General features: G+C 74.2%; 23 protein-coding genes. 15 read left to right on the top strand and 8 right to left on the bottom strand.

What is annotated here, in order from left to right; all coding sequences use genetic code 11:
- Nucleotide 1 precedes the first annotated feature (1 nt).
- Together ACFC1F_RS10470 and ACFC1F_RS10475 are read right to left on the bottom strand one after the other, a co-directional pair.
- Complete coding sequence (locus ACFC1F_RS10470; RefSeq protein ID WP_209414343.1) at nt 2–214, bottom strand: hypothetical protein; 213 nt, start codon at nt 212–214, stop codon at nt 2–4.
- An 87-nt stretch (nt 215–301) separates the two neighbouring features.
- Complete coding sequence (locus ACFC1F_RS10475; RefSeq protein ID WP_376157064.1) at nt 302–1,216, bottom strand: hypothetical protein; 915 nt, start codon at nt 1,214–1,216, stop codon at nt 302–304.
- Nucleotides 1,217–1,548: 332 nt separating this feature from the next.
- Between ACFC1F_RS10475 and ACFC1F_RS10480 the strand changes: the two genes are divergently transcribed.
- Nucleotides 1,549–2,994, top strand: a complete 1,446-nt coding sequence (locus tag ACFC1F_RS10480) for a S41 family peptidase (protein WP_376157065.1) — start codon at nt 1,549–1,551, stop codon at nt 2,992–2,994.
- A 91-nt stretch (nt 2,995–3,085) separates the two neighbouring features.
- On the opposite strand, the gene ACFC1F_RS10485 is transcribed toward ACFC1F_RS10480, so the two are convergent.
- Nucleotides 3,086–4,693 carry an ABC-F family ATP-binding cassette domain-containing protein gene (locus ACFC1F_RS10485; protein ID WP_376157067.1) on the bottom strand — a complete coding sequence of 536 codons (1,608 nt, stop codon included), beginning with the start codon at nt 4,691–4,693 and terminating at the stop codon, nt 3,086–3,088.
- Nucleotides 4,694–5,207: 514 nt separating this feature from the next.
- On the opposite strand from ACFC1F_RS10485, the gene ACFC1F_RS10490 reads away from it, so the two are divergent.
- The 4 genes from ACFC1F_RS10490 to ACFC1F_RS10505 all read left to right on the top strand — a co-directional run bounded on the left by ACFC1F_RS10490 (nt 5,208) and on the right by ACFC1F_RS10505 (nt 9,691).
- Complete coding sequence (locus tag ACFC1F_RS10490) at nt 5,208–6,401, top strand: hypothetical protein (RefSeq protein WP_209414338.1); 1,194 nt, start codon at nt 5,208–5,210, stop codon at nt 6,399–6,401.
- Nucleotides 6,402–6,556: 155 nt separating this feature from the next.
- The gene (locus ACFC1F_RS10495; protein ID WP_209414337.1) at nt 6,557–8,194 is read left to right on the top strand and encodes an ABC-F family ATP-binding cassette domain-containing protein; all 1,638 of its coding nucleotides are present in this window, start codon (nt 6,557–6,559) and stop codon (nt 8,192–8,194) included.
- Between the two features lie 153 nt (nt 8,195–8,347).
- Nucleotides 8,348–9,034, top strand: coding sequence for a nitroreductase family protein (locus ACFC1F_RS10500; protein WP_148645746.1), 687 nt, complete (start codon nt 8,348–8,350; stop codon nt 9,032–9,034).
- A 75-nt stretch (nt 9,035–9,109) separates the two neighbouring features.
- Nucleotides 9,110–9,691: a GNAT family N-acetyltransferase gene (locus tag ACFC1F_RS10505; RefSeq protein ID WP_376157069.1), complete on the top strand. Its 582-nt coding sequence runs from the start codon at nt 9,110–9,112 to the stop codon at nt 9,689–9,691.
- A 130-nt stretch (nt 9,692–9,821) separates the two neighbouring features.
- Here the strand turns inward: ACFC1F_RS10505 and ACFC1F_RS10510 are convergent, their stop codons facing one another.
- Both ACFC1F_RS10510 and ACFC1F_RS10515 read right to left on the bottom strand, forming a co-directional pair.
- Nucleotides 9,822–10,778 (bottom strand): aldo/keto reductase, encoded by a 957-nt coding sequence (locus tag ACFC1F_RS10510; protein ID WP_376157071.1) that lies wholly within the window; start codon nt 10,776–10,778, stop codon nt 9,822–9,824.
- A gap of 64 nt (nt 10,779–10,842) precedes the next feature.
- A complete protein-coding gene (locus ACFC1F_RS10515) occupies nt 10,843–11,469 on the bottom strand; it encodes a GDSL-type esterase/lipase family protein (protein ID WP_376157073.1) in 627 nt (208 codons plus the stop codon).
- A gap of 272 nt (nt 11,470–11,741) precedes the next feature.
- On the opposite strand from ACFC1F_RS10515, the gene ACFC1F_RS10520 reads away from it, so the two are divergent.
- Complete coding sequence (locus tag ACFC1F_RS10520; RefSeq protein ID WP_376157074.1) at nt 11,742–13,301, top strand: carbohydrate binding domain-containing protein; 1,560 nt, start codon at nt 11,742–11,744, stop codon at nt 13,299–13,301.
- A gap of 34 nt (nt 13,302–13,335) precedes the next feature.
- On the opposite strand, the gene ACFC1F_RS10525 is transcribed toward ACFC1F_RS10520, so the two are convergent.
- On the bottom strand, nt 13,336–13,986 hold the full coding sequence (locus ACFC1F_RS10525; RefSeq protein ID WP_209414331.1) for a LysE family translocator: 651 nt from the start codon (nt 13,984–13,986) through the stop codon (nt 13,336–13,338).
- 226 nt (nt 13,987–14,212) lie between these two features.
- Here ACFC1F_RS10525 and ACFC1F_RS10530 point away from each other — a divergent pair, with 226 nt between their 5' ends.
- The 4 genes from ACFC1F_RS10530 (at nt 14,213) to ACFC1F_RS10545 (ending at nt 18,281) form a co-directional block, all read left to right on the top strand.
- Complete coding sequence (locus tag ACFC1F_RS10530; RefSeq protein ID WP_376157076.1) at nt 14,213–15,622, top strand: SDR family oxidoreductase; 1,410 nt, start codon at nt 14,213–14,215, stop codon at nt 15,620–15,622.
- A gap of 124 nt (nt 15,623–15,746) precedes the next feature.
- Entirely contained in the window at nt 15,747–16,661 is a 915-nt protein-coding gene (locus ACFC1F_RS10535) for a phosphatidylinositol-specific phospholipase C (protein ID WP_376157078.1), read from the top strand.
- A gap of 39 nt (nt 16,662–16,700) precedes the next feature.
- Complete coding sequence (locus tag ACFC1F_RS10540; protein ID WP_376157080.1) at nt 16,701–17,438, top strand: MBL fold metallo-hydrolase; 738 nt, start codon at nt 16,701–16,703, stop codon at nt 17,436–17,438.
- Nucleotides 17,439–17,621: 183 nt separating this feature from the next.
- A complete protein-coding gene (locus ACFC1F_RS10545) occupies nt 17,622–18,281 on the top strand; it encodes a hypothetical protein (protein ID WP_376157081.1) in 660 nt (219 codons plus the stop codon).
- 225 nt (nt 18,282–18,506) lie between these two features.
- On the opposite strand, the gene ACFC1F_RS10550 is transcribed toward ACFC1F_RS10545, so the two are convergent.
- Together ACFC1F_RS10550 and ACFC1F_RS10555 are read right to left on the bottom strand one after the other, a co-directional pair.
- Nucleotides 18,507–19,595, bottom strand: coding sequence for a PQQ-binding-like beta-propeller repeat protein (locus tag ACFC1F_RS10550; protein ID WP_376157082.1), 1,089 nt, complete (start codon nt 19,593–19,595; stop codon nt 18,507–18,509).
- Between the two features lie 313 nt (nt 19,596–19,908).
- Nucleotides 19,909–20,460 (bottom strand): VanZ family protein, encoded by a 552-nt coding sequence (locus tag ACFC1F_RS10555; protein ID WP_209414326.1) that lies wholly within the window; start codon nt 20,458–20,460, stop codon nt 19,909–19,911.
- A 331-nt stretch (nt 20,461–20,791) separates the two neighbouring features.
- Here ACFC1F_RS10555 and ACFC1F_RS10560 point away from each other — a divergent pair, with 331 nt between their 5' ends.
- The 5 genes from ACFC1F_RS10560 to ACFC1F_RS10580 all read left to right on the top strand — a co-directional run bounded on the left by ACFC1F_RS10560 (nt 20,792) and on the right by ACFC1F_RS10580 (nt 26,015).
- Nucleotides 20,792–21,808, top strand: a complete 1,017-nt coding sequence (locus ACFC1F_RS10560) for an ArsR/SmtB family transcription factor (RefSeq protein WP_376157084.1) — start codon at nt 20,792–20,794, stop codon at nt 21,806–21,808.
- Between the two features lie 367 nt (nt 21,809–22,175).
- Complete coding sequence (locus ACFC1F_RS10565; protein WP_376157085.1) at nt 22,176–23,384, top strand: cytochrome P450; 1,209 nt, start codon at nt 22,176–22,178, stop codon at nt 23,382–23,384.
- A gap of 99 nt (nt 23,385–23,483) precedes the next feature.
- Nucleotides 23,484–24,617 (top strand): type III polyketide synthase, encoded by a 1,134-nt coding sequence (locus ACFC1F_RS10570; protein WP_376157086.1) that lies wholly within the window; start codon nt 23,484–23,486, stop codon nt 24,615–24,617.
- Nucleotides 24,618–24,735: 118 nt separating this feature from the next.
- On the top strand, nt 24,736–25,311 hold the full coding sequence (locus ACFC1F_RS10575) for an NUDIX domain-containing protein (RefSeq protein ID WP_376157087.1): 576 nt from the start codon (nt 24,736–24,738) through the stop codon (nt 25,309–25,311).
- A 284-nt stretch (nt 25,312–25,595) separates the two neighbouring features.
- Nucleotides 25,596–26,015, top strand: a complete 420-nt coding sequence (locus ACFC1F_RS10580) for an SHOCT domain-containing protein (RefSeq protein ID WP_376157088.1) — start codon at nt 25,596–25,598, stop codon at nt 26,013–26,015.
- Nucleotides 26,016–26,068: the final 53 nt, after the last annotated feature.

Below are 26,068 nucleotides of genomic sequence, written 5' to 3' on the forward strand. Positions count from 1 at the left end.
CTCACGCCGCGGGCGCGTCCTCCGGGAAGGCCGCGTCGAACTCCTCGCGGTGCTCCTTCCAGAACGCCACCGCGTGGTCGACGAAGACCCGCCGCTGCTGCTCCCGCACGCTGAGATCGTGGACGTACGCCCTGACGCTCTTGCCGTCGGCTGCGGCGGCCTCGCGGATGGCGGCGAGTTCGTGCTCCGTGTACTCGATGTTGAGCGCTGGCATGGCGCCGATGGTACTGGAGGGCAAGGGAGTTGGGTACCGGACCGGCACCGCTCCGGTCCGCCGCACACCGCCTCCGGCGCGCGCCCGCTACGACGCGCCGATTCGCCCGAGCACCAGGCCTTCGGCCACCAGGACGTCCATCGCCACCAGCCCCTGGCCGGGCGCGTGTGCGGCCGTCCACCCGCTCGCCAGGTACGGCCCGCCCGCGTCCCCGGACCGGACCGCCGACCAGCCGCGCTCCGCCGCCAGCGCCTGCCGGACGACGGCCATCGCCGCCTCGGGCTCCACCGTGACCGGCCCGAGGAGGGCCTGGCAGCCGACCGCCCCCGGGTCCGCCGGCGGCAGGCCGTCCGTCGACTCGGCCACCGCCTCCGGGCCCAGGTCCGCCAGTCGGACGCGGCCGAGCAGTTCCTCGAAGAGCTCGCCGGCACGCCGCTCGTCGACCCCGGCGAACTCGCCGCCCAGCCGGACCCAGATGGCGAAGGAACGCCGGTGCCACTGCGCGAGCTCCCCCTCGTCCTCGTCCGTCCACGGCAGCACCGGCCCCTCGGGCAGCAGCTCCGTCGGCCCCTCGGTCCCCGGCTCCGCCGGCCCGGACCCGCCAGACCCGCGCTCCCCCGGCGGGCCGTCCCCGGCCGGGTCGCCGCCGAGCCGGACGTCCAGCTGGTACGCGCCGAACCGGCCGGCGGACCGGAGGTCCCTGACCCGCCCGGCCGACGTCCGCCCACCGGTGAACTCGAAGCGCTCCGGGTCCAGGCCGAGCCGCTCGGCGAGCGGGGTGACGGCGGCCCGGAGGTCCCGGCGGGCGTCCTGCGGCGGCACCGGCAGCACCACGAGCAGCTCGACGCCGATGCCGTCGTCGTCGTCGTGGCGCAGCTCGACCGCCGCCGGGGAGAGTTCGGCGACGAGCGGCAGGCAGGCCCGGAGGGCGGCGGCCGGGCTTCGGGTCTCACCGAGTTCGAGAAGGATCCGAACCACGACGTCGGACGGTGCGTATTCCACCCGGGCATCCTCGCCGAGCCCCCACGGGGCATCAAAGGGGTTTCCGTGGATACCTCCCAGGTCGTAGCCGGGTGCGCCACGGCGTCGTCCTCAAGGCCGGTGGTGGACCGGTCCCGCGGGTGACGCCGCCGTCGGGCCGGGGTCCGTACCGTCGGCGGGGAGGGCGGCGGAGGGGTTCCGCGGGGGAGGCCCGAGGGGTGGTGGGGTTCCGGCGGGCCGGGTGTTCACCCGGCCGGGGGGCCGCCGCCGTGCCGGTGCGGTGTCGTGCCGGTCCGGCCCGGGCGGCCCGGCAGGATCCACGGGACAGTCCCGACGAGACGGCGGAGGCCGGCATGAGGTTCGGACGGATGGCACGGGCGGCGGGGGCCACCGCGGTGGCGCTCGCGGTGACGGTGGGGGCGGCGGCACCCGTGTTCGCCGCACCCGGCGGGCCCGGGCAGGAGGGGCGGCCGGGTGCGAACCGGCTGGAAGGGGTGTGGCGCACGGACGGCTACGGCGCGGTCATGGCGATCTCCGGCGACCGGCTCACCTCATACGACGTGACGCGGTCCAGCTGCACGCCGGGCCTGCTCGGCGAGCGGCAGGTGGGCGCCCCCGGGCCCGGCGGGGCGACCCGGTACGGACCGCCGGACAAGACCTTCGCCGAGTTGACGGTGACCCCGCGCGGCCACGGGCGGGCGGTGCTCAAGGCCGACGCGTCGGTCGGCACCGTGACCCTGGAGCGGCTGCCCGGGCTGCCGGCGCTCTGCCGGCAGCCGGCCGCCGACGACCCGCTCGCGGTCTTCGACCGCTTCTGGGAGAACTTCAAGGAGAACTACCCGTTCTTCGCCGCCAAGGGCATCGACTGGCACGCCGTCCGGGACCACTACCGGCCGCAGGTCGGCCCGCAGACCACCGACGACCGGCTCCAGCAGATCTTCGTCGAGATGATCGAGCCGCTGCACGACGCGCACACCGGGCTGGCCCGTGCCCGTGCCGGCGGGGGCCTCACCCCGGTCTTCGGGGGCTTGCGGCCCGGGACGGCCCAGCCGACCGAGGAGCTGAGGAAACGGTCCGCGGAGGCCGTCGCGGCCCAGCTCCTGGCCCCCGAGGTGCTCTTCGGCGGCGGCAGGCTCGGCGTGGGCGAACTCCCCGGCGGGATCGGCTACCTGCGGGTCAGCGGCTTCGACGACTACGTCGACGACGGCGGCTACCAGGCCCAGGCCGCCGAGCTCGACCGGGCCCTGGACGCCCTGCTGGCCGGACCGGCCCGGCCACACGGACTGGTGATCGACGTCCGGCTGAACGGCGGCGGGTCGGACGAGCTCGGGCTGCGGATCGCCGCCCGGCTCACCGACCGGCCCTACCTCGCCTACCGCAAGGTGGCCCGGAACGACCCGGACGACCCGACCCGCTTCACCAACCCGCAGCCGATCCCCGTCCGGCCGGCGGCCGGCGCGCGCCACACCGGGCCGGTCGCCCTGCTCACCGCCGGCTCGACGGTGAGCGCGGGCGAGACCTTCACCCAGGCGCTGATCGCGCGCAGCCCGCACGTCACCCGGATCGGCGAGAACACCCAGGGCGTCTTCTCCGACATCATGATCCGGCTGCTGTCGCCGACGTTCGCGGTCATCCTGCCGAACGAGAAGTTCCTGACCCCCGACGGCTCCTCCTTCGACGGGCCGGGCATCCCTCCGGACGTGCGCACACCGGTGTTCACCCCCGAGGAGCTGGAGGGGCTCAAGGACTCGGCGCTGAGCCGGGCCCGTCAGGCCCTCGGCGGTTCCTCCGGCACGTAGCCGCACCCCCGGTACGCGCCGCCGGCCCGTGGGCACCACCGGCCGGTACGCACCACCGGCCGGTGGGGCCGGTGGCGCGCACCGGTACGCGCTACATCGGCTCCACCGCCCGCAGTTCGCCGTCCAGCTCCAGCCAGCGGGTGAGCCCCAGGCCGCGCAGGAACGGCAGGTCGTGGCTGACCACGATCAGTGCGCCCTGGTAGGCGGCGAGGGCCTCGGTGAGCTGGCGGACGCTGGCCAGGTCGAGGTTGTTGGTCGGCTCGTCGAGCAGCAGGAGCTGCGGCGGCGGGTCGGCCAGCAGCAGGGCGGCCAGGGTGGCGCGGAACCGCTCGCCGCCGGAGAGGGTGGCGGCGGGCTGGTCGGCCCGGCCGCCGCGGAACAGGAACCGGGCCAGCCGGGCCCGGATCGCGTTGTCCCCCGCGTTCGGCGCGAACCGCTTGACGTTCCCCACGATGGTGAGCCCGTCGTCCAGCAGGTCGAGCCGCTGGGGCAGGTGGCGCACCGGCACCGGGGTGGTGATCTCGCCCTCCAGCGGGGCGAGTTCACCGGCGATGGCACGCAGCAGGGTGGTCTTGCCGGAGCCGTTGCGGCCGACCAGCGCGATCCGCTCGGGACCGCGGAGGTCGAGGTCGGCGGTGGCGCCGTACGGCAGCCGGACCTTCTGCAGGGTGAGCACGGTGCGGCCGGCCGGGACGGCCGTGCGGGGCAGGTCGATCCGGATCTCGGCGTCGTCCCGCACCGCCTCCTCGGCGGCGGTGAGCCGCTGCCTGGCCTCCTCCAGCCGCTCGGTGTGCATGCCCTGGAGCCGGCCCGCGGTCTCCTGGCCCTGGCGTTTCAGCATGCCGCGGAAGATGTGCGGGTCGTTGCGGGTGACCGAGCGCTTCTTGCCGTAGCTGGCGCTGCGCTCCAGCCGGATGCGGGCCTCGGCGAGGTCCCGCTTCTGGCGCTGGACGTCGGCCTCGGCGTTGCGCAGCATCCGCTCGGCCGTCTCCTGCTGGGCGGCGAGGGTGCGCTCGTACTCGGCGAAGTTCCCGCCGTACCAGGTGACCTGGCCGTCCCGGAGGTCGGCGATCTGGTCGACGTGCTGGAGCAGCTCGCGGTCGTGGCTGACGATCAGCATCACCCCGCTCCAGCCGGCCACCGTCTCGTAGAGCCGCTCGCGGGCGGCCCGGTCGAGGTTGTTGGTGGGTTCGTCGAGCAGCAGGACGTCGGGGCGGCGCAGCAGCAGGGCGGCGAGCCTCAGCAGCACCGCCTCGCCGCCGGAGAGCTCGCCGGTGGTGCGGTCGAGCCCGAGCCGGTGCAGGCCGAGCCGGTCGAGCGTGGCGCGGGCGCGCTCCTCGACGTCCCAGTCCTCGCCGACGGCGTCGAAGTGGCGCTGGTCGGTGTCGCCGGCCTCGATGGCGTGCAGGGCCTCGCGGGTGGCCCGGACGCCGAGCGCCTCGTCGACCCGCAGGCCGGTGTCGAGGGTGAGGCCCTGCGGCAGGTAGCCGAGCTCGCCGCCGACCTTGACGGTGCCCGCGGTGGGGGTGAGTTCGCCCGCCACGAGGCGCAGCAGGGTGGACTTTCCGGCGCCGTTGAGCCCGATCAGGCCCGTCCGGCCGGGGCCGACGGCGAGGTGGAAGCCGTCCAGGACCGTTTTCCCGTCGGGCCATTCGAAGCCGAGGTCGGTGCAGAGGACGGAGGTGATGGGTTGTGCCATGGGTGGCCTCCCGGGTGGTTGCCTGCGGTCTGGGGAGCAACACGGGAAACACCGCAGGAGTGCACGCAGGGAGGTGGCGGGGGCCGGGGGCCGTCAAGGGCCGCGGACCGGCTCACCACTGAGGTCGCGCACTCGCACACTCACGGACCGCGGGCAGCGGGACTGCATCGGCAGGGCTGCATCGACGAGCGCCGACGGAACTGCGTCGGGGAGGCTGCGTCGACGGGCTGCATCGGCAGGCTGCATCGCGGCGGGGGCGGTGTCTCGGGACCTCAGTAGAGCAACGGCCTTCTCCTGTTCTGACGGGTGGCACGGATGACGCTACGGAGGCCCGCAGGCACCTGCAACCGATTTTCCTCCGTGCCGATCACGTGCCGATCCGGTGACAACCGCGTCCCGGTCAGGGGCGGATGTAAGGACGCCTTTATCCGCATGGCAGACTCCTCACCTGCCGTACGAGTGGCCCGGGCGTCCCCGGAACGTACGGCGTCCATCCACAGGGGGAATTGAACTGATGTCACACATATCCCGGACGACTCGTGCTGCACTGGGCGCCTCCGTGGTCGCGCTGACGATGGTGGTCGCGACGGCGTGCGGGCCGGACAACAGCGACACGACCGGGGCCGAGACCGCGGCGCCCACCACCGCGGCCACCAGCACGGACAAGCCGGGCGCGGCGCCGATCAAGCTGCCCAGCCTCGACGAGCTGAAGAAGTGGAAGTACGACGACTGGGAGAAGTTCGCCCAGCAGAACGTGATCACCCCGGCCGTGAAGGGCTACTGGGACCTCCAGAAGATCCTGAAGGCCAAGCCGTCCAAGCCCGGCCAGCCGAACCCGCAGCCGACGACGGCGCCCACCGCCCAGCCGACCGGTACGGCCTCGGGCCAGCCCACCTCCCAGCCGGACGGCGGCAACGACCCGATGCCGAAGCTGGTCGAGGAGAAGCCCGTCCCGCACCCGTTCGCCAAGAACTTCCACGTGAACGGCAAGCTGTTCTTCCAGGACGGCAACCAGGAGTACGTCTGCTCGGGCACCGTCGTCTCCGACCCGGCCAACCCCGGCAAGAGCAACCTGGTGTGGACCGCCAGCCACTGCCTGCACGGCGGCAAGGGCGGCAAGTCGCACACCAACATCACCTTCGCCCCGGCGTTCAACAGCACCGGCGCGCTGAGCGGCGGCAAGCAGGGCTCGCTGGCGCAGGCCGAGCCGTACGGCGAGTGGGGCGCGGTCGCCGGCATCGTCTCCCCGACCTGGTCGAGCGAGGCCGACCCGGAGTACGGCGGCGCGTGGAGCCAGTACGACTTCGGCATCATCCGGGTGGCCAACCCGGACGGCAGCAACAAGTCGCTGGAGGAGGTCGTCGGCGGTTCGGTGCCGGTCTGGTTCAACGCCCCGCGCGACCAGATCACCGCGGTCAGCAGCTACGGCTACCCGGCCGGCAAGCCCTTCGACGGCATGGAGCTGGAGCACTGCGACAGCCCCAAGCCGGTCCGCCACACGATCGACCCGAGCCGCCCGGCGATGCTGACCATCGGCTGCAACGGCACCGGCGGCGACAGCGGCGGCGGCTGGTTCGCCACCAAGGACGGCAAGCAGGTCCTGGTGTCGGACACCTCCATCGGCGGCAACGACAACACCTGGGAGGCCGGCCCGTACCTGGACGACGTCGCCCAGCACGCGCTGGAGTACATCTCCAAGAAGAAGTGACCCCGGGCACGTCCTGAGGCGTCCGCGTCCGGGGGCGGTGCGCGTCCCGGACGCGCGCCGCCCCCGGACGACCCGTGTTCCGGGCCGCCGGGGCCCGCGGCCTCACCGCCGCGGGCCCCGCCGCGTTCCCCGGCTCTTCTAGAATCGGGGACATCATGAGCGCCACACTCGTAGTCAAGGACCTCAGCGCCGGCCACGGCGACCGCACCCTCTTCTCCGGCCTGGACCTGGTCGTCGCCCCCGGGGACGTGATCGGGCTGGTCGGCGTGAACGGCGCCGGCAAGTCGACGCTGCTGCGGCTGCTGGCCGGGCTGGACACCCCCGAGGGCGGGTCGCTGCGGCTCAGCCCGGCGTCCGCCAACGTCGGCCACCTGCCGCAGGAACCGGAGCGGCGGGAGGGTGAGTCGGTCCGGGACTTCCTGGCCCGGCGCACGGGCGTCGCGGCGGCGCAGGCCGCGCTGGACGAGGCCACCGAGGGCCTGGTCGAGAGCCGCCCCGGCGCCGACGACGCGTACGCGACCAGCCTGGACCGCTGGCTGGACCTGGGCGGCGCCGACCTGGAGGAGCGGGCCGAGGAGGTCGCCGACTCGCTCGGGCTCAAGGTCTCGCTCGACCTGCCGATGACGGCGCTCTCCGGCGGCCAGGCCGCCCGGGCCGGCCTGGCCTCGCTGCTGCTCTCCCGCTACGACGTCTTCCTCCTCGACGAGCCCACCAACGACCTCGACCTGGACGGCCTGGAGCGGCTGGAGTCCTTCGTGAAGGGCCTGCGCGCGGGCACCGTGCTGATCAGCCACGACCGCGAGTTCCTGGCCCGCACCGTCACCAAGGTGCTGGAGCTGGACCTCGCCCAGCAGCAGGTCAACCTGTACGGCGGCGGCTACGAGGCCTACCTGGAGGAGCGCGCGACGGCCCGCCGGCACGCCCGCGAGGAGTACGAGGAGTACGCCGACACCAAGGCGGGCCTGGAGGCCCGGGCGCGGATGCAGCGCGGCTGGATGGAGAACGGCGTGCGCAACGCGCGCCGCAAGGCCGGCGACAACGACAAGATCGGGCGCAACATGCGCTCCGAGTCCACCGAGAAGCAGGCCGCCAAGGCCCGGCAGACCCAGCGGATGATCGAGCGCCTCGACGTGGTCGACGAACCGCGCAAGGAGTGGGAGCTGCGGATGGAGATCGCCACCGCGCCGCGCTCCGGCTCGGTGGTCGCCACCCTGCGTGCGGCGACCGCCCGCCGCGGAGGCTTCGCCCTCGGCCCGGTGGACCTGCAGATCGACTGGGCCGACCGGGTCGCCATCACCGGCGCCAACGGCGCGGGCAAGTCGACCCTGCTGGCCGCGCTGCTCGGCCGGCTCGAACTCGACGGCGGCAGCGCCGTGCTGGGCTCGGGCGTGGTGGTCGGCGAGGTGGACCAGGCACGCGGGCTGTTCCTCGGCGGCGAACCGCTGGCGGAGGCGTTCGCCGCCGCCGTACCGGAGCTCACGCCGGAGGAGGTGCGCACGCTGCTGGCCAAGTTCGGCCTGAAGGCGGCCCACGTGCTGCGCGCGGCCGACACCCTCTCCCCCGGCGAGCGCACCCGGGCGGCGCTGGCGCTGCTCCAGGCCCGCGGGGTCAACCTGCTGGTGCTGGACGAGCCCACCAACCACCTGGACCTGCCCGCCATCGAGCAGCTGGAGTCCGCGCTCGCCTCGTACACCGGCACGCTGCTGCTGGTCACGCACGACCGCCGGATGCTGGACACGGTGGCGGTGAACCGGCGGATCGAGGTCAGGGACGGGCGCGTCCACGAGAGCTGAGCCCGGACGGGCCCGGCGTTTCCGGTGCCGACCCGGCGTTTCCGGTGCCGACCCGGCGTTTCCGGCGCGGGCCCGGCGTTTCCGGACCGGCCGGGGAAGTGGTCTGGACCTTACCTCTTCCCCGGCCGCCCGCCATGTGCTGTGCTGTCGGCCATGGTTGACAGTGCAGTTGACGACACCGCGGCCGGAACGCCCCACCCCACCGTCCCGCTGACCCCGATGACCGTGCCCGCCCATGAGGCGGAGGCGCGCAGCCGTTCCTTCCACGACGTGATGGCACAGCGCCGGACCGTCCGCGACTACTCGACCCGCCCGATCCCGGACGGCGTGGTCGAGTGGGCGGTCCGCACCGCGAACACCGCACCCAGCGGCGCGCACGTCCAGCCGTGGCGGTTCGTGGTGATCACCGACCCGGAGCGCAAGCGGGCCCTGCGCGAGGCCGCCGAGGCGGAGGAACGCGAGTTCTACGCGCACCGGGCCTCCGAGGAGTGGCTGGCCGCGCTGGCCCCGATCGGCACCGACTGGCGCAAGCCCTTCCTGGAGGACGCGCCCGCCGTGATCGTGGTGTTCGAGGTGCACAAGGGCCCGCACTCGCCGCGCCCCTACTACACCAAGGAGTCGGTCGGCATCGCGGTCGGCCTGCTGCTCGCCACCCTGCACCAGGCCGGGCTGGCCACGCTCACCCACACCCCGAGCCCGATGAGGTTCCTCAACGAGGTGTGCGAACGGCCGTCCGAGGAACGGGCCGCGTACGTGATCCCGGTGGGCTACCCCGCGGACGGCGCGCGCGTCCCCGACCTTCGGCGCAAGGAGCTCGACGACGTCCTGGTGCGCCTCTGACGCGCCCCCGGGCTGCGCCCCGTCCCGGCGCGTTCCCGGTGGTGGCAGGTCTGGACCATGGTCATAATCGCGGTCATGAGTCCTGTCATGCCCCGGTCCTGTGAGGTCTCCCCCGGCCGGCCGCCGGAACTGCTGCGGCTGGCTGGCGGCGTCTCGCTGCACCGCCGCTCGACCGACCACGCGGCCGCGCTCAACGCCGCCGTCCGCGCCAACCTGGAGCACCTGCGGCCCTGGCTGGAGTGGGCGGCCGAGGCGCCCAGCCCCACCCAGACCGCCGAGGTCACCAGAGCCGGGGTCGCGGCCTGGGACGCCGGCACCGACTACATCTACCTGGTCGGCCTGGACGCCCGGCCCGGCAGCGTGATCGGCTCGTTCGGCCTGCACGGCCGCATCGGCCCGGGCGCACTGGAGATCGGCTACTGGGTGGACGCGGACCACGTCGGCCGGGGCATCGCCACCGCCGCCGCCGAGGCGCTCACCGGGGCCGCGCTCGCCCTGCCCGGCGTCGGGCGGGTGGAGATCCACTGCGACCAGGCCAACGCGGCCAGCGCCGCCGTGCCGCGCAAGCTCGGCTACCGGCTCGCCCGGATCGACGACGCGGCGGTCCGGGCACCGGGCGAGACCGGGCGGCAACTGGTCTGGGTCAAGGAGCGGTGAGCCGGGGCGGGCCGCCGGTCGTTGCGACGGCCCGCCCGGGGCCGCGCGGCACCACGGCCCGGACCCCCGACCCGCCGTCCCGGCCGGCCGCTGCCGCGCGGCACGACCGGCGTACTCGGGTACCGGGCGCTCAGTACCGGCCGCCGGTCGGGGCCTGGAGGGCGTCCAGCTCGGCGAGGTCCGCCGCCGGGAGCACCACGTCGGCCGCGCCCGCGTTGTCCACCAGGTACTTCGGCGTCTTCGTGCCCGGGATCGGCAGGACGTAGCGGCCCTGCGCCAGCACCCAGGCCAGCGCCACCTGTGCCGGCGTCGCACCGACGCGCGCGGCGACCTCCTTCACCTTCTCCACCAGGGCCAGGTTGGCCGCCAGCGCGTCCTCCTGGAACCGCGGCAGCGAGCGGCGGAAGTCGTCCGCCGCCAGCTGGTCCGCGGAGGAGATGCTGCCGGTGAGGAAGCCGCGGCCGAGCGGCGAGAACGGGATGAAGGCGATGCCCTCCGCCTCGGTGTACGGCACCACCTCGGCCAGCGCGTCCCGCGTCCAGAGCGACAGTTCGGACTGCACCGACGCCACCGGGTGCACCGCCTGCGCCCGCTTGATCTCCTCGACGCCCACCTCGGAGAGCCCGATCAGGCGCGCCTTCCCGGCCGCGACGACCTCGGCGAGCGCACCCCAGGTCTCCTCGATCGGCACCTGCGGGTCCACCCGGTGCAGCTGGTAGAGGTCGACGTGGTCGGTGCCGAGACGGCGCAGGCTCTCGTCGATCGAGCGCCGCACGTGCTCGGGACGGCCGTTGTTCTCCACCCGCTTGTCGCCGGTGCCGGCCACCAGGCCGACCTTGGTGGCCAGCACCGCGCGCTCCCGGTACGGGCCGGCCAGCGCGGCGCCGACCACCTCCTCGTTGCTGTACGGGCCGTAGACGTCGGCGGTGTCGATCAGGGTGACGCCGAGGTCCAGCGCCTCCCGGATCACCCGCACCGAGGTCTCGTCGTCGCGGTCCTGCAGGCCGTAGGCCCAGGTCATGCCCATGCAGCCGAGGCCGACCACACCGACCTCGGGACCGTGCTGACCAAGTGTGGAGGTACGCATCTTCCGGTGCTCCTTCATGTCGCGGATCAACGGCTTCACCCTCTCTCTTGGAGTGCGCTCTAGGTCAAGCCGCCTCCCCGGCGAGCCACTCCCACCAGCCGCCGGCCAGCACGAGGTCGGCGAGGAACCGGTAGCCGCCCGCCCCCGGGTGGGCGCCGTCGCCACCGCCGGCCTCGGCGGCCCAGACCGGATCCGCGGCGACCGCGGCCGTCACGTCGACGAACGGCACGCCGCGTGCGGCACAGAGCGCAGCCGTCCTCTCGACCAGGGTCAGCAGCCGGCCCAGGTGCTCGGCGCCCCAGCCGACCACCGGGGGCGGCCCGACCACCAGGACGCCGAGGCCGCGCTCGCGGGCGCCGTCCAGCAGTGCGGCCAGGTTCTCCAGGCAGCGGTCCGGCGCCACCCGCGGCCGGCCGTCCTCCAGGGTGGTGTCGTTGGCGCCGACCGAGACCACCAGCCGGTTGTCCGCCCCGGGCAGGGTCCGCGCGTCGACCTCCGGCCAGATCCGGCGCAGCACGTCGGCCGAGGTGTTGCGCCGGATGCCCAGGTTGAAGGCCGTGAGGTCCTCGGGCGGACCCGCGGCCGCCGCGGTCGCCTGGAGCACCCGGCCGACCCAGCCCCGGAACTCCGGGTCGCCGACGCCCTGGGTGAAGGAGTCCCCGATGAAACAGATGCGCAAGTCCTTGATCATCGGGTCACCGTAGGCGGGCGGCCGGCCGCGGCGCGGATCTTTCCACAGGGCGGACTCCCCCCGCCCCGTACGCCGACGGCCGGAGCCTTAAACCGTTCCTAAAACCTTCCCAGCAGCCGCCTCTGATGTGCCGTAGGTGCTTGACGTGCACAGCTGGTCTAGTCCAGTTTGAAGCTGCACCGCGCACCTCCCCGCACCGGACCACACCCCCGCCCGCCCCCGCCCGCGCCCCCTCGCGAGGCGGCGGCCGGCCGTCCCGAGAGGCACCCCACATGCCACGCGCGCCCCACGACACCCCCGCGCCCGAAACCCCCGCGCCCGACGCCGCCGCGGGCGGCGCCCCCGCCCGGCACCGCCGCCCCGCGGGCCGGGTCAAGCTGCTCAGCCTCGCCGCCGCCACCGCACTGGCCGCCGGCGGGCTCGCCACCCTTGCCGGGAGCGCCGGCGCCGCCGACGGCAACCTGCTCGTCAACGCCGGTTTCGAGAGCGGCTCACCCGCCCCGTGGAGCTGTTCCGGCAGCACCGGCTCGGTCGTCAACTCGGGTGCGCACAGCGGCTCCTACGCGCTGAAGGGCGCCGCCGGCAGCAGCGACACCGCGCAGTGCGGCCAGAGCGTCACCGTGCAGCCCAACACCAGGTACACGCTGAGCGCCTGGGTCCAGGGCCAGTACGTCTACCTCGGCGCCACCGGCAGCGGTGTCACCGACCCGGCCGTCTGGACTCCCGGCGGCGCCGCCTGGCAGCAGCTGTCCACCACGTTCACGACCGGACCGGCCACCACCAGCGTCACCGTCTACCTGCACGGCTGGTACGGGCAGGGCGCCTACCTGGCCGACGACGTCACGCTCACCGGTCCCGGAGGCAACCCGTCCACCCCGCCGCCGACTTCAGCCACGCCGACGCCCACCGGCACACCCACCGGCACGGGGACGCCCACCACGCCGCCGCCGAACGTCGCCGTCCCGGTGGCCCCGTACATCGACATGGGCGCGTGGCCCACGCCGTCCCTGCCCGCGATGGCCACGGCCGGCAACCTGAAGTCCTTCACCATGGGCTTCGTCACCGGCGTCGGCTGCAAGGCCAGCTGGTTCAACGCCTACGACCCGCGCACCGGTTGGGCCAAGGACCAGGTGGACGCGCTGCGGGCGGCCGGCGGCGACGTCAAGGTCTCCTTCGGCGGTGCCAGCGGCACCGAACTCGCCGCCGCCTGCACCACGGTGGACTCGCTGTTCGCCGAGTACGACGCCGTGGTCAAGGCGTACAACCTGCGCTACGTCGACTTCGACATCGAGGGCGCGGCGATCGCCGACACCGCCGCCAACGACCGCCGCTCGGCCGCGCTCGCCAAGCTGCAGAAGGCCAACCCGGGCCTGAAGGTCTCGTTCACGCTGCCGGTGCTGCCCGAGGGCCTGACCAGCGAGGGCGTCGCGATCGTGAAGTCCGCCCGGGACGCCGGCGTGGCCGTCGACCTGGTGAACATCATGGCGATGGACTACTACCGCAGCGGCGCCGACTACGGCGACGCGGCGGTCCAGGCGGCGCAGTCGCTGTACGGCCAGCTCAAGACGCTCTACCCGGCGAAGGGCGACGCGCAGCTCTGGGCCATGGTCGGCGTCACGCCGATGATCGGCGAGAACGACGACCACCAGGTCTACAACCAGGCGGACGCCCAGCAGCTGGTCGCCTTCGCCAAGCAGCACCACCTCGGCGAGCTGGCCTTCTGGGACGCCACCCGGGACGCCAACGCCTGCACCGGGGCGCTGTTCAAGTGCACCAACATCCCGCAGCAGCCGTACGAGTTCGCGAAGATCTTCGCCCAGTACGGCGGCTGAGCCGCGGTGCCGGCGGCCCCCGCCCGTCGAAGGGTCAGGGGGTCGCCAGCACCACCCGCGAGCGGTCGGCCGCGAGCCGCAGCGCGAAGCCGGCCATCGCGGTGCCCATCAGGTAGCGGTGCACCCGCTGCCAGAGCGGACGGCGGGCGAAGAACGAGGACACCGAACCGGCCGTCAGCACGAACACCGCGTTGCCGGCGATGCCGACCGCGATCTGCGTCAGGCCCAGCAGCAGGCTCTGGACGGCGACGTGGCCGCGCTCGGGCTGGACGAACTGCGGCAGCAGCGAGACGTAGAGGATCGCGATCTTGGGGTTCAGCAGGCAGGTCAGCAGACCCATGCCGAAGAGCCGACCCGGCCGGTCGGCGGCCAGCTCCTGCGGCGCGAAGGCCGAACTGCCGCCCGGGCGGACGGCCTTCCACGCCAGCCAGAGCAGGTAGCCGGCGCCGGCGAACTTCATCGTCAGGTAGATCTCCGGCACCAGTGCGAACACCGTCGCGATGCCGGCCGTCGCCGCGAACAGGTAGGCCAGGAAGCCGACGAGGACGCCCGCCAACGAGATGAGCCCGGCCCGGCGGCCCTGGGTGACCGAGCGGGAGACCAGGTAGATCATGTTCGGACCCGGGATCAGCACCATCCCCAGCTCCACCGCCGCGATTCCGGCCACCGCACTGAGACTCACCATCGTGCTCTCCCTGTTCCCCGCTCTGGTCGCGGCACATCACTCCGCGATCAAGGCCCTCATCCTACGAATAATGTGATCACACTCCTGGGGTGCGGCCGGTACAGTCCTCCCCACTGCCCGGGCGTCGCACATCGGCAGGCGCCCCGCCCCGCTCGGGCGTACCGCCGGTTCGAGTCCGGCGGGGCCACCGAGCCACCACGGCACAGCACAGCACAGGGGGACGGACATGGCGCTCCGGAGCGACGGGAACCCATCGGCCGACGTGGTCACCGCCGAGGAACTGGCCGCCTTCAGCCGCACGCTCGGACGCCTGCGCGCCCTCCCCGCCGGCGACCGCGTCCGGCGGCACGCCGAACGGCAGTTGGAGTCCTTCGTCCGCGAGAGCCGCAAGCGCCGCCGCCAGAGCGCCAAGGACGAGGCCCGGCGGACCGACGCCGAGCTGATCGCCGCCACCGCGACCGGGGCCCTCGACCGGCGCGAGGACGCGCCGCTGGCCGGGCGTCCGACCGGCGCCCCGCTCGGCGAACTCCTGCTCGGCCGCCGGTGCTACGTCTGCAAGCAGCCCTACCGCCAGGTGGACGCCTTCTACCACTCGCTCTGCCCGGTCTGCGCCGCCGACAACACCGCCCGCCGCGCCCTCACCACCGACCTGCGCGGACGCCGTGCGCTGCTCACCGGCGGCCGGGTCAAGATCGGCTTCCAGCTCGCCCTGATGATGCTGCGCGACGGCGCCGAACTGATCGTCACCAGCCGGTTCCCGCACGACACCGTCCGCCGGTTCCGCGCCGCACCGGGCTCCGCCGACTGGTGGAGCCGCCTCACGGTGGTCGGCATCGACCTGCGCGACCCGCGCCAGGTGCTCGGGCTCACCGATCACCTCCGTGCCGACGGGCGCCCGTTGGACATCCTGGTCAACAACGCCGCGCAGACCCTGCGCCGCCCGCCCGGGTCGTACGCGCTGCTGGCCGCCGGCGAGCAGTCCGCCCTGCCGGCCGCCTCGGCCGCCGCGGTGACGCACGCACCCGGGTTCCGGCCGATGCCGGCCCTCGCCCCGGCCTGGCCGGCCGCCGAACTCGACGCCTCACCGGCCGCGTTGACGGCCGAGGTGTTGCCCGACACCGCCGACGAGGCCGGGCTGCTGCCCGACCTCGCCCCCGCCAACTCCTGGTCCGTCCGGCTCGGCCGGCTCGACCCCGGCGAGGTGCTGGAGACCCAGCTCGTCAACGCCCTCGCCCCCGCACTGCTCTGCGACCGGCTGCTCCCGCTGCTGCTGGCCTCCCCCAACCCCCGTCGCTACATCGTCAACGTCACCGCGGTGGAGGGCCGGTTCGCCGTCCGCAACAAGACCGCCGGCCACCCGCACACCAACATGGCCAAGGCCGCCCTCAACATGCTCACCCGCACCAGCGCCGAGGAACTCGCCGTCCAGGGCGTCCACATGTGCGCCGTCGACACCGGCTGGATCACCGACGAGAACCCGGCCCCCAAGAAGGCCCGCCTCTACGCCGACGGCTTCCGGACCCCGCTCGACATCGTCGACGGCGCCGCCCGCGTCTACGACCCGATCGTCCGCGGCGAGGCCGGCGCACCGGTGTCGGGCGTCTTCCTCAAGGACTACCGCGAGGCGGCCTGGTGAGCCCCGCACCTCACACGCGGTCCTGCTGACCGGACCCCTGGGCAGAGCGGGCCGACAGCCCAACAATGGGCATGTCATAGGCTCGTCCCGTCCCACTCTTCACACCCAACGGGGGTACCGAACCATGTCCTTGAACACCCGTACGCCGATCAGCAGGCGCACCCTCGGCCGCACCGCCCTGCTGGGCGCCCTCGCCGCCGCCGGGCTGGGCACGGGCATGCCGCACGCCTCGGCGGCCACCGTCCCGGCCGGATCGGACTGGATGGGCGCCGTCGACCCGCAGACCTCCCTCGCGCGACTCACCCTCCCCGGCACGCACGACTCCTGCTCGCTCCACGGAGGAGGACTGGCGCAGACTCAGACGCTCTCGCTGCCCGACCAGTTGGCCATAGGCGTGCGCTTCCTCGACATCCGATGCCGCGCCATCGACGGCGTCTTCGCGATCCACCACGGGCCGGTCTTCCAGAAGATCTTCTTCGGCGACGTCCTCAACCAGTGCCAGGCCTTCCTCGCCGCACACCCCGGCGAGACCCTGGTGATGCGGGTCAAGCAGGAGTACTCCACCGTCTCCGACGCCGAGTTCGGCGCCCTCTTCGCCGACTACCTGCGCCGCTGGCCGGGCCTGGTCCGGACCGAGGACGGGATCCCGCGCCTGGGCGAGGTGCGCGGCCGGATCGTCCTGATCGCCGACAACTCAGGCCTGCCCGGCCTCCGTTGGGGCGGCCCGCACACCGACATCGAGGACGACTACGAGATCGGCACCATCTTCGACCTCAACTCCCGCAAGTGGCCGGAGGTTTCCGCCCACCTGGACGCCGCCCGCGCCGCCACCGACCCGCAGCGGCTCTTCCTCACCTTCACCTCCTGCACCGGCTGGGGCCTCTGGCCGCGCCAGGCCGCCGACGCCATCGCGCCCAAGCTGAGCGGCTATCTCGGAGCCCTCGACCGGTCCGCCCGGCCGGTGCTGGGCACCGTCCCGATGGACTTCGTCACGGCCGGTCCGGTGCGCTCGCTCTACGCGCTGAACTTCGGCGCCTGACCCTCCCGGGCCCGCCCCGCGGCGTGAGAACATCGCCTGATGCGCAGACTGACGGTGCTGGGAACGTGCGGGGCCTGGCCGGAGGCCGGGCGGGGTGCCAGCGGCTTCCTGCTGGAGTACGACGGGTTCCGCGTCGTGCTGGACCTCGGCTACGCGACGCTCCCCCGGCTGCTGGAGCACACGCCCGCCGGGGACGTCGACGCGGTGGTCATCACCCATGAACACCCCGACCACTGCGCCGACCTCAGCGCCCTCTGCCGCGCCCGCTACTTCGCGCAGCCGCGCGGCCCCCGCGTGCCGTTGTACTGCCCGCCCGGGGTCGTCGGGCGGGTCCAGGCGATGGAGCCGACCGAGGACCTGCACGAGGTCTTCGACGTGCACGAGCTCCCGGGGAACCATCGCGTGGGACCGTTCGCCCTCGACGCGGCCCTGCTGCCGCACCACGTCCCGCACGCCGGCGTCCGGTTGGCCGCCCCCGGCCTGACGCTCGCCTACAGCGGCGACGCCGGCCCGGACGAGGCGCTCGCCCGGCTGGCGGCGGACGCGGACCTGTTCATCGCCGGCGCCACCCTCCAGGGCACCGGGCCCGGGAGCGACGACCCCTGTCTGATGAGCGCCGCGACGGCCGGCACCTGGGCGGCCCGGGCCGGCGCCCGGCGGCTGTTGCTCACGCACTTCTGGCCCGGCAGCGACCGCGCGCGCTCGGCCGCGGAGGCCGGGAGCACCTTCACCGGCGAGATCGTCACCGCCGACGAGGGGCTGCTGGTCGCCCTCTAGGCGGGTCCTCCCGACGTACTCCCGGCGCGGTGGCAACCCGCCCGCGAGGGGTGCTCGGCGAACCCCACGTGCACCGGACCCCACGTGCACCGGACCCCACGTGCACCGGCGCCCGCGTGCGCCGGACTGCCACCTGCACCGGACTGCTACGTGCGCCGGACCCCACGTACGCCGGACTGCTACGTGCACCAGAACAGGAACGGCGTGCAGGTCGGCGTGGGCTTCGGTGTGCTGGTGGCCGAGGGCCGCGGGGTGGTCGGCGGGGCCGTGCTCGGCACCGGCTGGGCCGGCGGGGCGGGCGCCGGTTCCGCGGCGCCGGTGGTCGCCGGGGCCGGCGGCGCGCCGGCCTTGGCGGAGGCGGAGGCGGAGGCCGCCGGTGCGGAGGCCGTGGTCGTGGTGGGCCCGGCCGGGCGGGAGCTGGTGCGTGTGGTGGTCGGCACGGCCCGGGTGCTGGTCGCGGCCGGTGCGGCCGGGGGCGTGGTGGGGGCCTGGGCCGAGCCGCTCTGCGGCTCCGCCGTGGCCGGCCGGCCCGCGCCCGGGGCCGGCGGCGGGGTCTCCTCGCCGTTCGCGGCCAGGGCCGCCACGCCGAGGCCCGCGACGGCCAGGCCCACGACCGACAGCACGAGCACGCCCGGACGTCGGCCGGACCGGCGCGCGGTGCGCCGCTGGGCGGACCGTCCGGCCGGCCGCCCGGACGACGGGGGCGACGGCTCGGCGAGCGCCGGGCGCGGTGCGGCCGGGGTGTCCGGGACGCCGGTCGGTGTGTCCCCGGCGCCCGCGGGGGTACCGCAACCGGGACAGGCGAGGGCGCCGTTCAGGTGGCGGCGGCAGGGTGCGCAGTAGTCCATGTGATCTTCCCGTGCTGCCGGGGCGGCCGGCACACGCCGGTGGTCGTCGGCCGGCTCCGCGCACGTCGTCGTGCGCATGCGGAGCCTAGGCAGCCCGCCTGTGGGGATTCCACACCTCGCGGTGAGGCTTCTGAAAAGATGCCGTGTCGCCGCGCGCGCCGGGCCCGGACGTGGTGCCTGCGATCGCCCGGCGCGCCCGCCCCCTCCTCCCCGGCCCGCGTCAGCGCAGCCGGAACATCTGGACCGGCGCCCAGGTGTCGTGCCCCCAGTCCGACACCCGCAGCAGGCGGTCGCCGTCCAGGTGGAACCGGCCCTCGGTGCCGACCTGGAAGGTGGTCAGCCTGCGCACGGCCGACACCCGCCCGGTGGCTCCGTCCAGGACGTGGAGGTGCACGGTGCCGTCCGCCTCGCCGGACGGGGCGACCCACTTGCTCAGGACGAGGACGGAGCCCTCGACGCGGAGCAGGCCGGTGATCCTCTCCTTGGACCGCCAGGTCCAGCGCACACCGCCGCCGGCCCGGGCGAACGCCGTCAGGTGGTCGTACGCCCCGGGGCCGGGACGGGTCGGGACGACGACGACCTCCTCCGTCGCCACCACGGGCCGGTCCGCCCCGATTCCGACCCGGCCGAGCACCAGCTCGCCGTGCCCGCCGACGGCGGGGATCCGGGCGGTGACCTCTCCCCGGTCGTCGAGGACGAACAGCGCCGGCTCCGAGGCGCGCAACCCCTTGCCCTCGACCAGGAGGACCGGCGGGTCCTGGTGCGCGACGTGCACGTCGGCGACCCGGCCGTCGAAGGGGAGGTCCGTCGCCGGGCCGGTGCTCCCCTCGGCGGCGCCGATCCGGCGCACGGTGGCCCGACCGCCCGCGACCACGACCTGGACGAGGCCGGCCCCGGCCGTGGCCAGCCGGCCGGCCGTGCCCTTGCCGGCCGGGCGCGGCCTCCAGACCGGCCGCCCGCTGCGCAGGTCGCGGGCCACCAGGTGACGGTCGCTCAGCACCACCGCCCGGCCCGGGACCGCGGCCACCATGCCGGCCATCGGTTCGTCGTACTCGGAGTAGTACCGCCGGTCGTCGAACTCGGGCTCGAACGACCACAGGACCTCACCGCTGCGGACCTCGAAGGCGGTGACCGTGATGCGGCCCAGCCGACCGTCGTCCTCGTCCGCGTGGACCGCGAGCCCGACGCCGTCCGCCACCTGGTCGCTCATCGCGACCAGCACGCCCCGCCGCGGTACGGTCCAGCTCCAGCCGGGCCGCCCGGTCTCGGTCGCGAAGCCGTGCAGCCCCTCCAGGGAGCCCCGGACCACCAGACCGGGTACGCACCAACTACCCTTCCCGCCATGCCCCTTACCGGGTCGTCCGGGCGCCTCCCAGGCCGGCTTCTGCTGCCACAGCCGCCGGCGGCGAAGCCCGCGGACCACCTCGCCGGCCCGATCGGCCACGGCCCCCGGTCCGGTGCCCGTTCCTGGCGCGGTGGCGTCTGCGGTGTCCGTGGCGTCTGCGACGTCTGTGGTGCGGTCCGACGGCATGGTTCCCCCCTGGTGTTCGGCAGGCGTCATGCTAGGGCCCCGCCCCGGTAGCGGGTACGGCTCGGCGGCGAAAGCCCCGCGCCCGCCCCCGCTACGCCCCGCCCGCGCGCAGCGAACGCGCGCCCGCCCGGGCGAACGGGCCGGCCAGCAGGCCCAGCGCCGCGCCGAGGGCGAGGCCGAGCAGGTTGTCCGCGACGTCCTGCATGTCGCAGGCCCGGCCGATGGCGGGCACCGCGTACTGGGCGAGCTCCACCACGAACGGCAGCGCGACCGCGACCGCCAGGACGGCCACCACCCGGGGCTTGGTGCCGGCGAGGGCGGCGGCGAGGCCGATCGGCAGGAACACCAGGATGTTCAGGTCGGCCTGGCGCGAGGTCATCCACTCGCCCGGCGGGCGCAGCCGCGCGCCGGTCAGGGTGCAGTGCCGGACGGCGAACCGGGAGTACTCCCAGAACGGTCCCTGCGTGTCGGGGAGCAGCGAGAGCGTCACCACCCCGCCCAGTGCGAGCAGCAGCACGAACGCCACCGCCCAGTGGGCCCGCAGCAGTCGCCCCACCGGCCGGTTCAGCAGGGCGGCCGGCACCAGCGAGCAGAGCAGCCCGGGCCAGAACATCGGCATCGTGCCGAGGACAGCTGTGATCACGCCAGAACGGACGCGTCGGACTGCTGCCCGGTTCTCCGTCCCGGCGGAAAGGACGCGGGGGCCGCCTCGACGCCGGCCGCACCCCCTCCCACCACCCGCCGGCCGCACTTCCCGCCGGCCGTACACCCCACCGCCGCCCGCCGCCCGCCGCCCGCCGGCCACGCCGACCGCGCCGGGCCGGTGCCCGGACCCCCGTACCGGGCACCGGCGTCGGACCCATCCTGGCCGCCGGACCGGGCCCCCGGCCAAGGGTTTCGGCGCTCGCCTAAACCCCCTGCTGGACGCGGTGCACACCCTGCGGGAGACTCAACGGAACTGCTGGGGAGGGCCGTTGCTCCGTATCCACTTCACCGCCGATGATCTCGCCCGGGTCCGGGTCGCCCCGACCCTCGGCCCCCTGACCGAGGCCTTCCTCGGCCTGCACCAGCTCACCGGCCGGAACGGCTGCCCGCAGTTCCGGCCCTGGCGCCGGCTGTTCTCCCGGACGCTCGGCGACGGGCTCCGGCCCCTGGCCTCGCTCAGCCCCCATCTGGACATCGGCACGCTCACCAAGCGGGACACCACCGTCGAGGGCGGGCTCGACCACCTGCTCGGCACCCCCGACCGGACGTTCCGGCTGGAGGTCGCCCACATCGCCACCGCCCGCACCGATCCCCGCTGGCACACCGCCCTCCAACAGGGCGACCTGCCCGCCCGCCGTCTGCTGGCGGACTCGCTGGCGGCCTGCCACGACCTCACCGTCGGCCCGCACTGGGGCCGGCTGCGCGCCCGGCTGGACGCGGTCCGGGCCGAGTACGGGCGCACCCTGGTGGACGGCGGCGTCGAGCAGTTGCTGGCCACCGCCCACCCGCAGCGGATCCGCTGGCGGGCCCCGGTCCTGGAGGTCGACTACCCCCGGGACGGCGAGGTCCACCTCGAAGGCCGGGGGCTGGTCCTGGCCCCGGTGGTCTTCCTCCCCGACCCTCCCGTGCTGCTCACCGACGGCCAGGACCCGCAGGCGCCGCCCACCCTCGCCATCCCGGCCGTCCGCGACGTCCTGACCGCCGCCGCCCTGTGGAGCGAGGAGGGCAACGGCCCCGGACGCCACTCGCTCAACGCCCTGCTCGGCCGAACCAGGGCCGCCGCCCTGGACGCGGTCTCGGCGGGCTGCACCACCACCGAGCTGGCCCTCCGGCTCAACGTCTCGCCCGCCTCCGCCAGCCAGCACGCCACCGTGCTGCGCAACGCGAACCTCATCACCACCCAGCGCCGCGGCGGCGCCGTCCTGCACACCATCACGCCGCTCGGCATCGACCTGCTCAACCGCACCACCACCGCCCGCGCCCCGGAGCGGGCCACCCCGGTGTAGCGGGCTCCGCCGGGCAGGCGCGCCGCCCGGCGAGGTGCCAAGGCCCCCGCACCGGCGGCGTGTCCGGTGCCCCCCGCGGCTGGACCACGGCCCGGACGTCGGCCGACCGGTGCCCGGGGCCGCCCGCCCCCGGGGCCGGGCCGACTCCACTTCCCCGACCAACTCCCTCCTCCCGGCCGACTCGCGCCCCCCGCCCCAACTCCCTTTCCCCGCAGCACATATCGCATGACAATCGGCTATCTCGCTCGATCGAGCGAACAATCCGGTGTATCCGGATTTCCGCCGCCGGATGGGGGAACATCAGCACGTCCGCGCCCGAACGAACCAACGTCCGGGCGGTACCGAATCCGGCCACTTGGATCAGCCCGTGACTACCTCCGCCCCCGTGTGGGACTGCCCCTTCAACCACACCGAAGGCCTGGAGTTCGACCCCCTCCTCAAGCAACTGCTGCTCGCCGAGGAGCGGATCACCAGAATCCGGCTGCCGCACGGTGAGGGCGAGGCCTGGCTGGCCACCCGGTACGAGGACGTCCGCGTCGTCACCACCGACCGGCGGTTCAGCCGCGCGGCCGGAATCGGCCGGGACCTCCCCCGGATGACCCCCGCCCCGATCGCCCAGGCCGAGGCGATCAACCTGATGGACCCGCCCGCCCACAACCGGCTGCGCCGGCTCGTCGCCAAGGGCTTCACCAACCGCCAGGTCGAGCGGATGCGCCCGAAGACGCAGCGGATCGTCGACGGGTACCTGGACGACATGGAGGAGCACGGCTCCCCCACCGACCTCGTCCACCACCTCTCCGGCCGGCTCCCCATGACCACCATCTGCGAGATGCTCGACATCCCCGAGCAGGACCGCGCCGGGCTGCGCGGGCACGCCGTCGCGATGATGACCATGGGTCCCGGCAGCGGCGCCGGCCAGGAGCACGCCAAGGCGGCGCTGCGCGCCTACTTCTCCGAGCTGACCGCCGCCCGCCGCCGCGACCCGGGCGAGGACCTGATCAGCGCGCTCGCCACCGCACGGGACGACGAGGAGCTGCTGGACGACCAGGAGCTCGCCGTGATGGCCATGGTCCTGCTGGTCACCGGCCACGACACCAGCACCTACCAGCTCAGCAACATCACCTACACCCTGCTCACCCGCCCCGAGCAGCTCGCCAAGCTCCGCGCCCGGCCGGAGACGCTGCCGCGCGCCCTGGAGGAGCTGCTGCGCTTCATCCCGTTCCGCCAGGGCGTCGGCATCGCCCGGGTCGCGACCGAGGACGTCGAGCTGGGCGGTGTCCTGATCAGGGCCGGCGAGGCCGTGCACGTCTCCTACCTGGCGGCCAACCGCGACCCGGCGGTGTTCGAGCGACCCGACGAGCTGGACCTCGACCGCGGCACGGCGAACCACATGACCTTCGGCTACGGCACCCACCACTGCGCGGGCGCCCACTTGGCCCGGATGGAGCTCCAGGTCGCCATCGGCACGCTGCTGCGCCGCTTCCCCGGGCTTCGGCTGGCCGTCCCAGCCGCGGAGCTGGACTGGCGGACGGGTTCGATCTGGCGCTACCCGCGCACCCTGCCGGTCGCCTGGTGACCTCCCCGCCGCACCGCCCCGGCGACCGTCCACCGCACCCGTAGGCCACTGCCCGCGCGGCCGCCGGCCACGCGGGTCACCAGGGGAGACCTCACACCCATGGCAACACTCTGCCGTCCCGCCATCGCCGTACCCGAACACGTCATCACCCTCGACCAGACCCTCGACCTGGCCCGCTCCCTGCACGCCGGCCACCCCCAACTCCCCCTCGCGCTCCGGCTGATCGAGAACACGGGGGTGCGGACCCGGCACCTGGTCCAGCCGATCGACGAGACCCTGCGGCACCCCGGCTTCACCACCCGCAACGCGGTCTACGAGCGCGAGGCCAAGCTCCGCGTCCCCGAGGTGGTCGAACGCGCCCTCGGCCACGCCGAGTTGTCCGCCCGGGACATCGACCTGATCGTCTACGTGTCCTGCACCGGCTTCATGATGCCCTCGCTGACCGCCTGGCTGATCAACACCATGGGCTTCCGCTCCGACACCCGCCAGGTGCCGATCGCCCAGCTCGGCTGTGCGGCCGGCGGCGCCGCGGTCAACCGCGCGCACGACTTCTGCCGTGCCTACCCCGGCGCCAACGTCCTGATCGTGGCCTGCGAGTTCTGCTCGCTCTGCTACCAGCCGACCGACCTCGGTGTCGGCTCGCTGCTCTCCAACGGCCTCTTCGGGGACGCGATCGCCGCCGCGGTGATGCGCGGCCGCGGCGGCACCGGTGTGCACGTCGAGCGCAACGGCTCGCACCTCGTCCCGCACACCGAGGACTGGATCTCCTACGGCGTGAAGGACACCGGCTTCCACTTCCAGCTCGACAAGCGCGTCCCGGGCACCATGGAGATGCTGGCCCCGGCCCTGCGCACGCTCGCCACCGCGCACGACTGGGACGTCTCCGGGCTCGGGTTCTACATCGTGCACGCCGGCGGCCCGCGCATCCTGGACGACCTCTGCCACTTCCTGAACCTGGAGCCCGCCGCGTTCCGGTTCAGCAGGGCCACGCTGACCGAGCGCGGCAACATCGCCAGTGCGGTGGTCTTCGACGCGCTGGCCCGCCTCTTCGCGGAGGGGAACGTCGCCGACGGCACCCACGGTCTGATCGCCGGCTTCGGCCCGGGCATCACCGCCGAGATCTCGCTGGGCAGTTGGGTCGGCGCCCCGATCGAGGCGGCCATTCCGCACCGCCCGCGGGTCCTCGACACCGTCGACCGGCAGCCGAAGTTCGGCGTCCCGGCCGTGACCTGACGACCCGGCGGACCAGTCGCCGGGCCTGCGGAACGGCCTGCGGAACGGCCTGCGGAACAGCCTGGAGAACGCTCTTCGGGACGGGTCGGCGAAGGCCCGGGCGGACTATGATCGGCAGATGACGGACACCACCGAAAGAGCCGGCGGACTGACCGACCTGCCCGCCCGGTTCCCGAAGTTGCACGCGCCGCAGTACTGGGCCTGGGGGCGGTTCGACGCCCGGTTCTCCACCGCGCTGCCGCCGGACGAGCTCGTCACCAACGTCCACCTGGTGGGGTTCACCGCCGAACGCATCGTGCTCTGCCGGGACGACCGCGACCACTGGTTCCTGCCCGGCGGCACCCGGGAGAGCGGCGAGTCGATCGCTTCCTGCCTCGTCCGGGAGCTGAAGGAGGAGGCCGGCGCCCGCCTGCTCGGCGAGCCGGTCTGGCTGGGCGCGCACCGCTGCGTGACCGACAGTCCCGAGCCGTACCGGCCGTGGCAGCCGCACCCCGAGAAGGCCTGGCTCTGGGGCTGGGCCGAGGTCGCGGTGGACTCCGTGCCGACCAATCCGGACGACGGCGAGCAGGTGGTCGAGGTGCGGGCGGTCGAGCCGGCCGAGGCTCAGCGGCTGCTGGTCCGCAGCCACGAGGCCTGGTGGGGCGAGCTGGTCGGGCTCGCGGTCGAGCTGCGGGGGCGGGCCGCCGCGGGCTGAGCTCGCACCCAGGCCGCCACGAGCCGCGCGTGCGCCCCGCCGCCACGGGCCACGCACGAGCCCGGCCGCCACAGGCCGAAGGCGCGCACCCTCACGACGCACGCCCCTCACCACGCCACGCCCATCACGGCACGCACCACACCCCCCGGGGCGGCGGACTTGTCGGGGCCGAGGGCACACCCGCAGGGGCCGAAGATCACCGGGATGGCCGAACAACGCGGCGCATTGTCCGATATGCGGTGATATGACTCTTTTGAACTCGGGTCTGCACCGACGGGAGCGTCATGGACAACTATCCGCTTCTCAACATCTTCTGGACGATGCTGGAGCTGTTCCTCTGGATCCTCTGGTTCTTCCTGCTGTTCAAGATCATCACCGACATCTTCCGCAGCGAGGACCTCGGCGGCTGGGGCAAGGCCGGCTGGCTGATCCTGGTGATCCTGCTGCCGTTCCTCGGCGTGCTCGTCTACGTGATCGCACGCGGCAGGTCGATGGGCGAGCGCGACATCGCCCAGGCGCAGAAGAGCGAGGCCGCGTTCAAGGCGTACGTCCGTGACGCCGCCGCCGACACACCAGGGGCCGGCGGCGCGGGGGGCGGCGGCCGGAGCCACGTGGACGACCTGGCCAAGCTGGCCGAGCTCAAGGCCAGCGGCGCCATCAGCGAGGAGGAGTACCAGAAGGCCAAGGAGAAACTCCTGGTCTGACGCGTTCCGGGCGTGACGGACGGCGGCGGGCCGGTGGACGTGCAGTCCACCGG

The organism is Kitasatospora sp. NPDC056181 (genome assembly GCF_042266225.1).
Taxonomy (GTDB): domain Bacteria; phylum Actinomycetota; class Actinomycetes; order Streptomycetales; family Streptomycetaceae; genus Kitasatospora.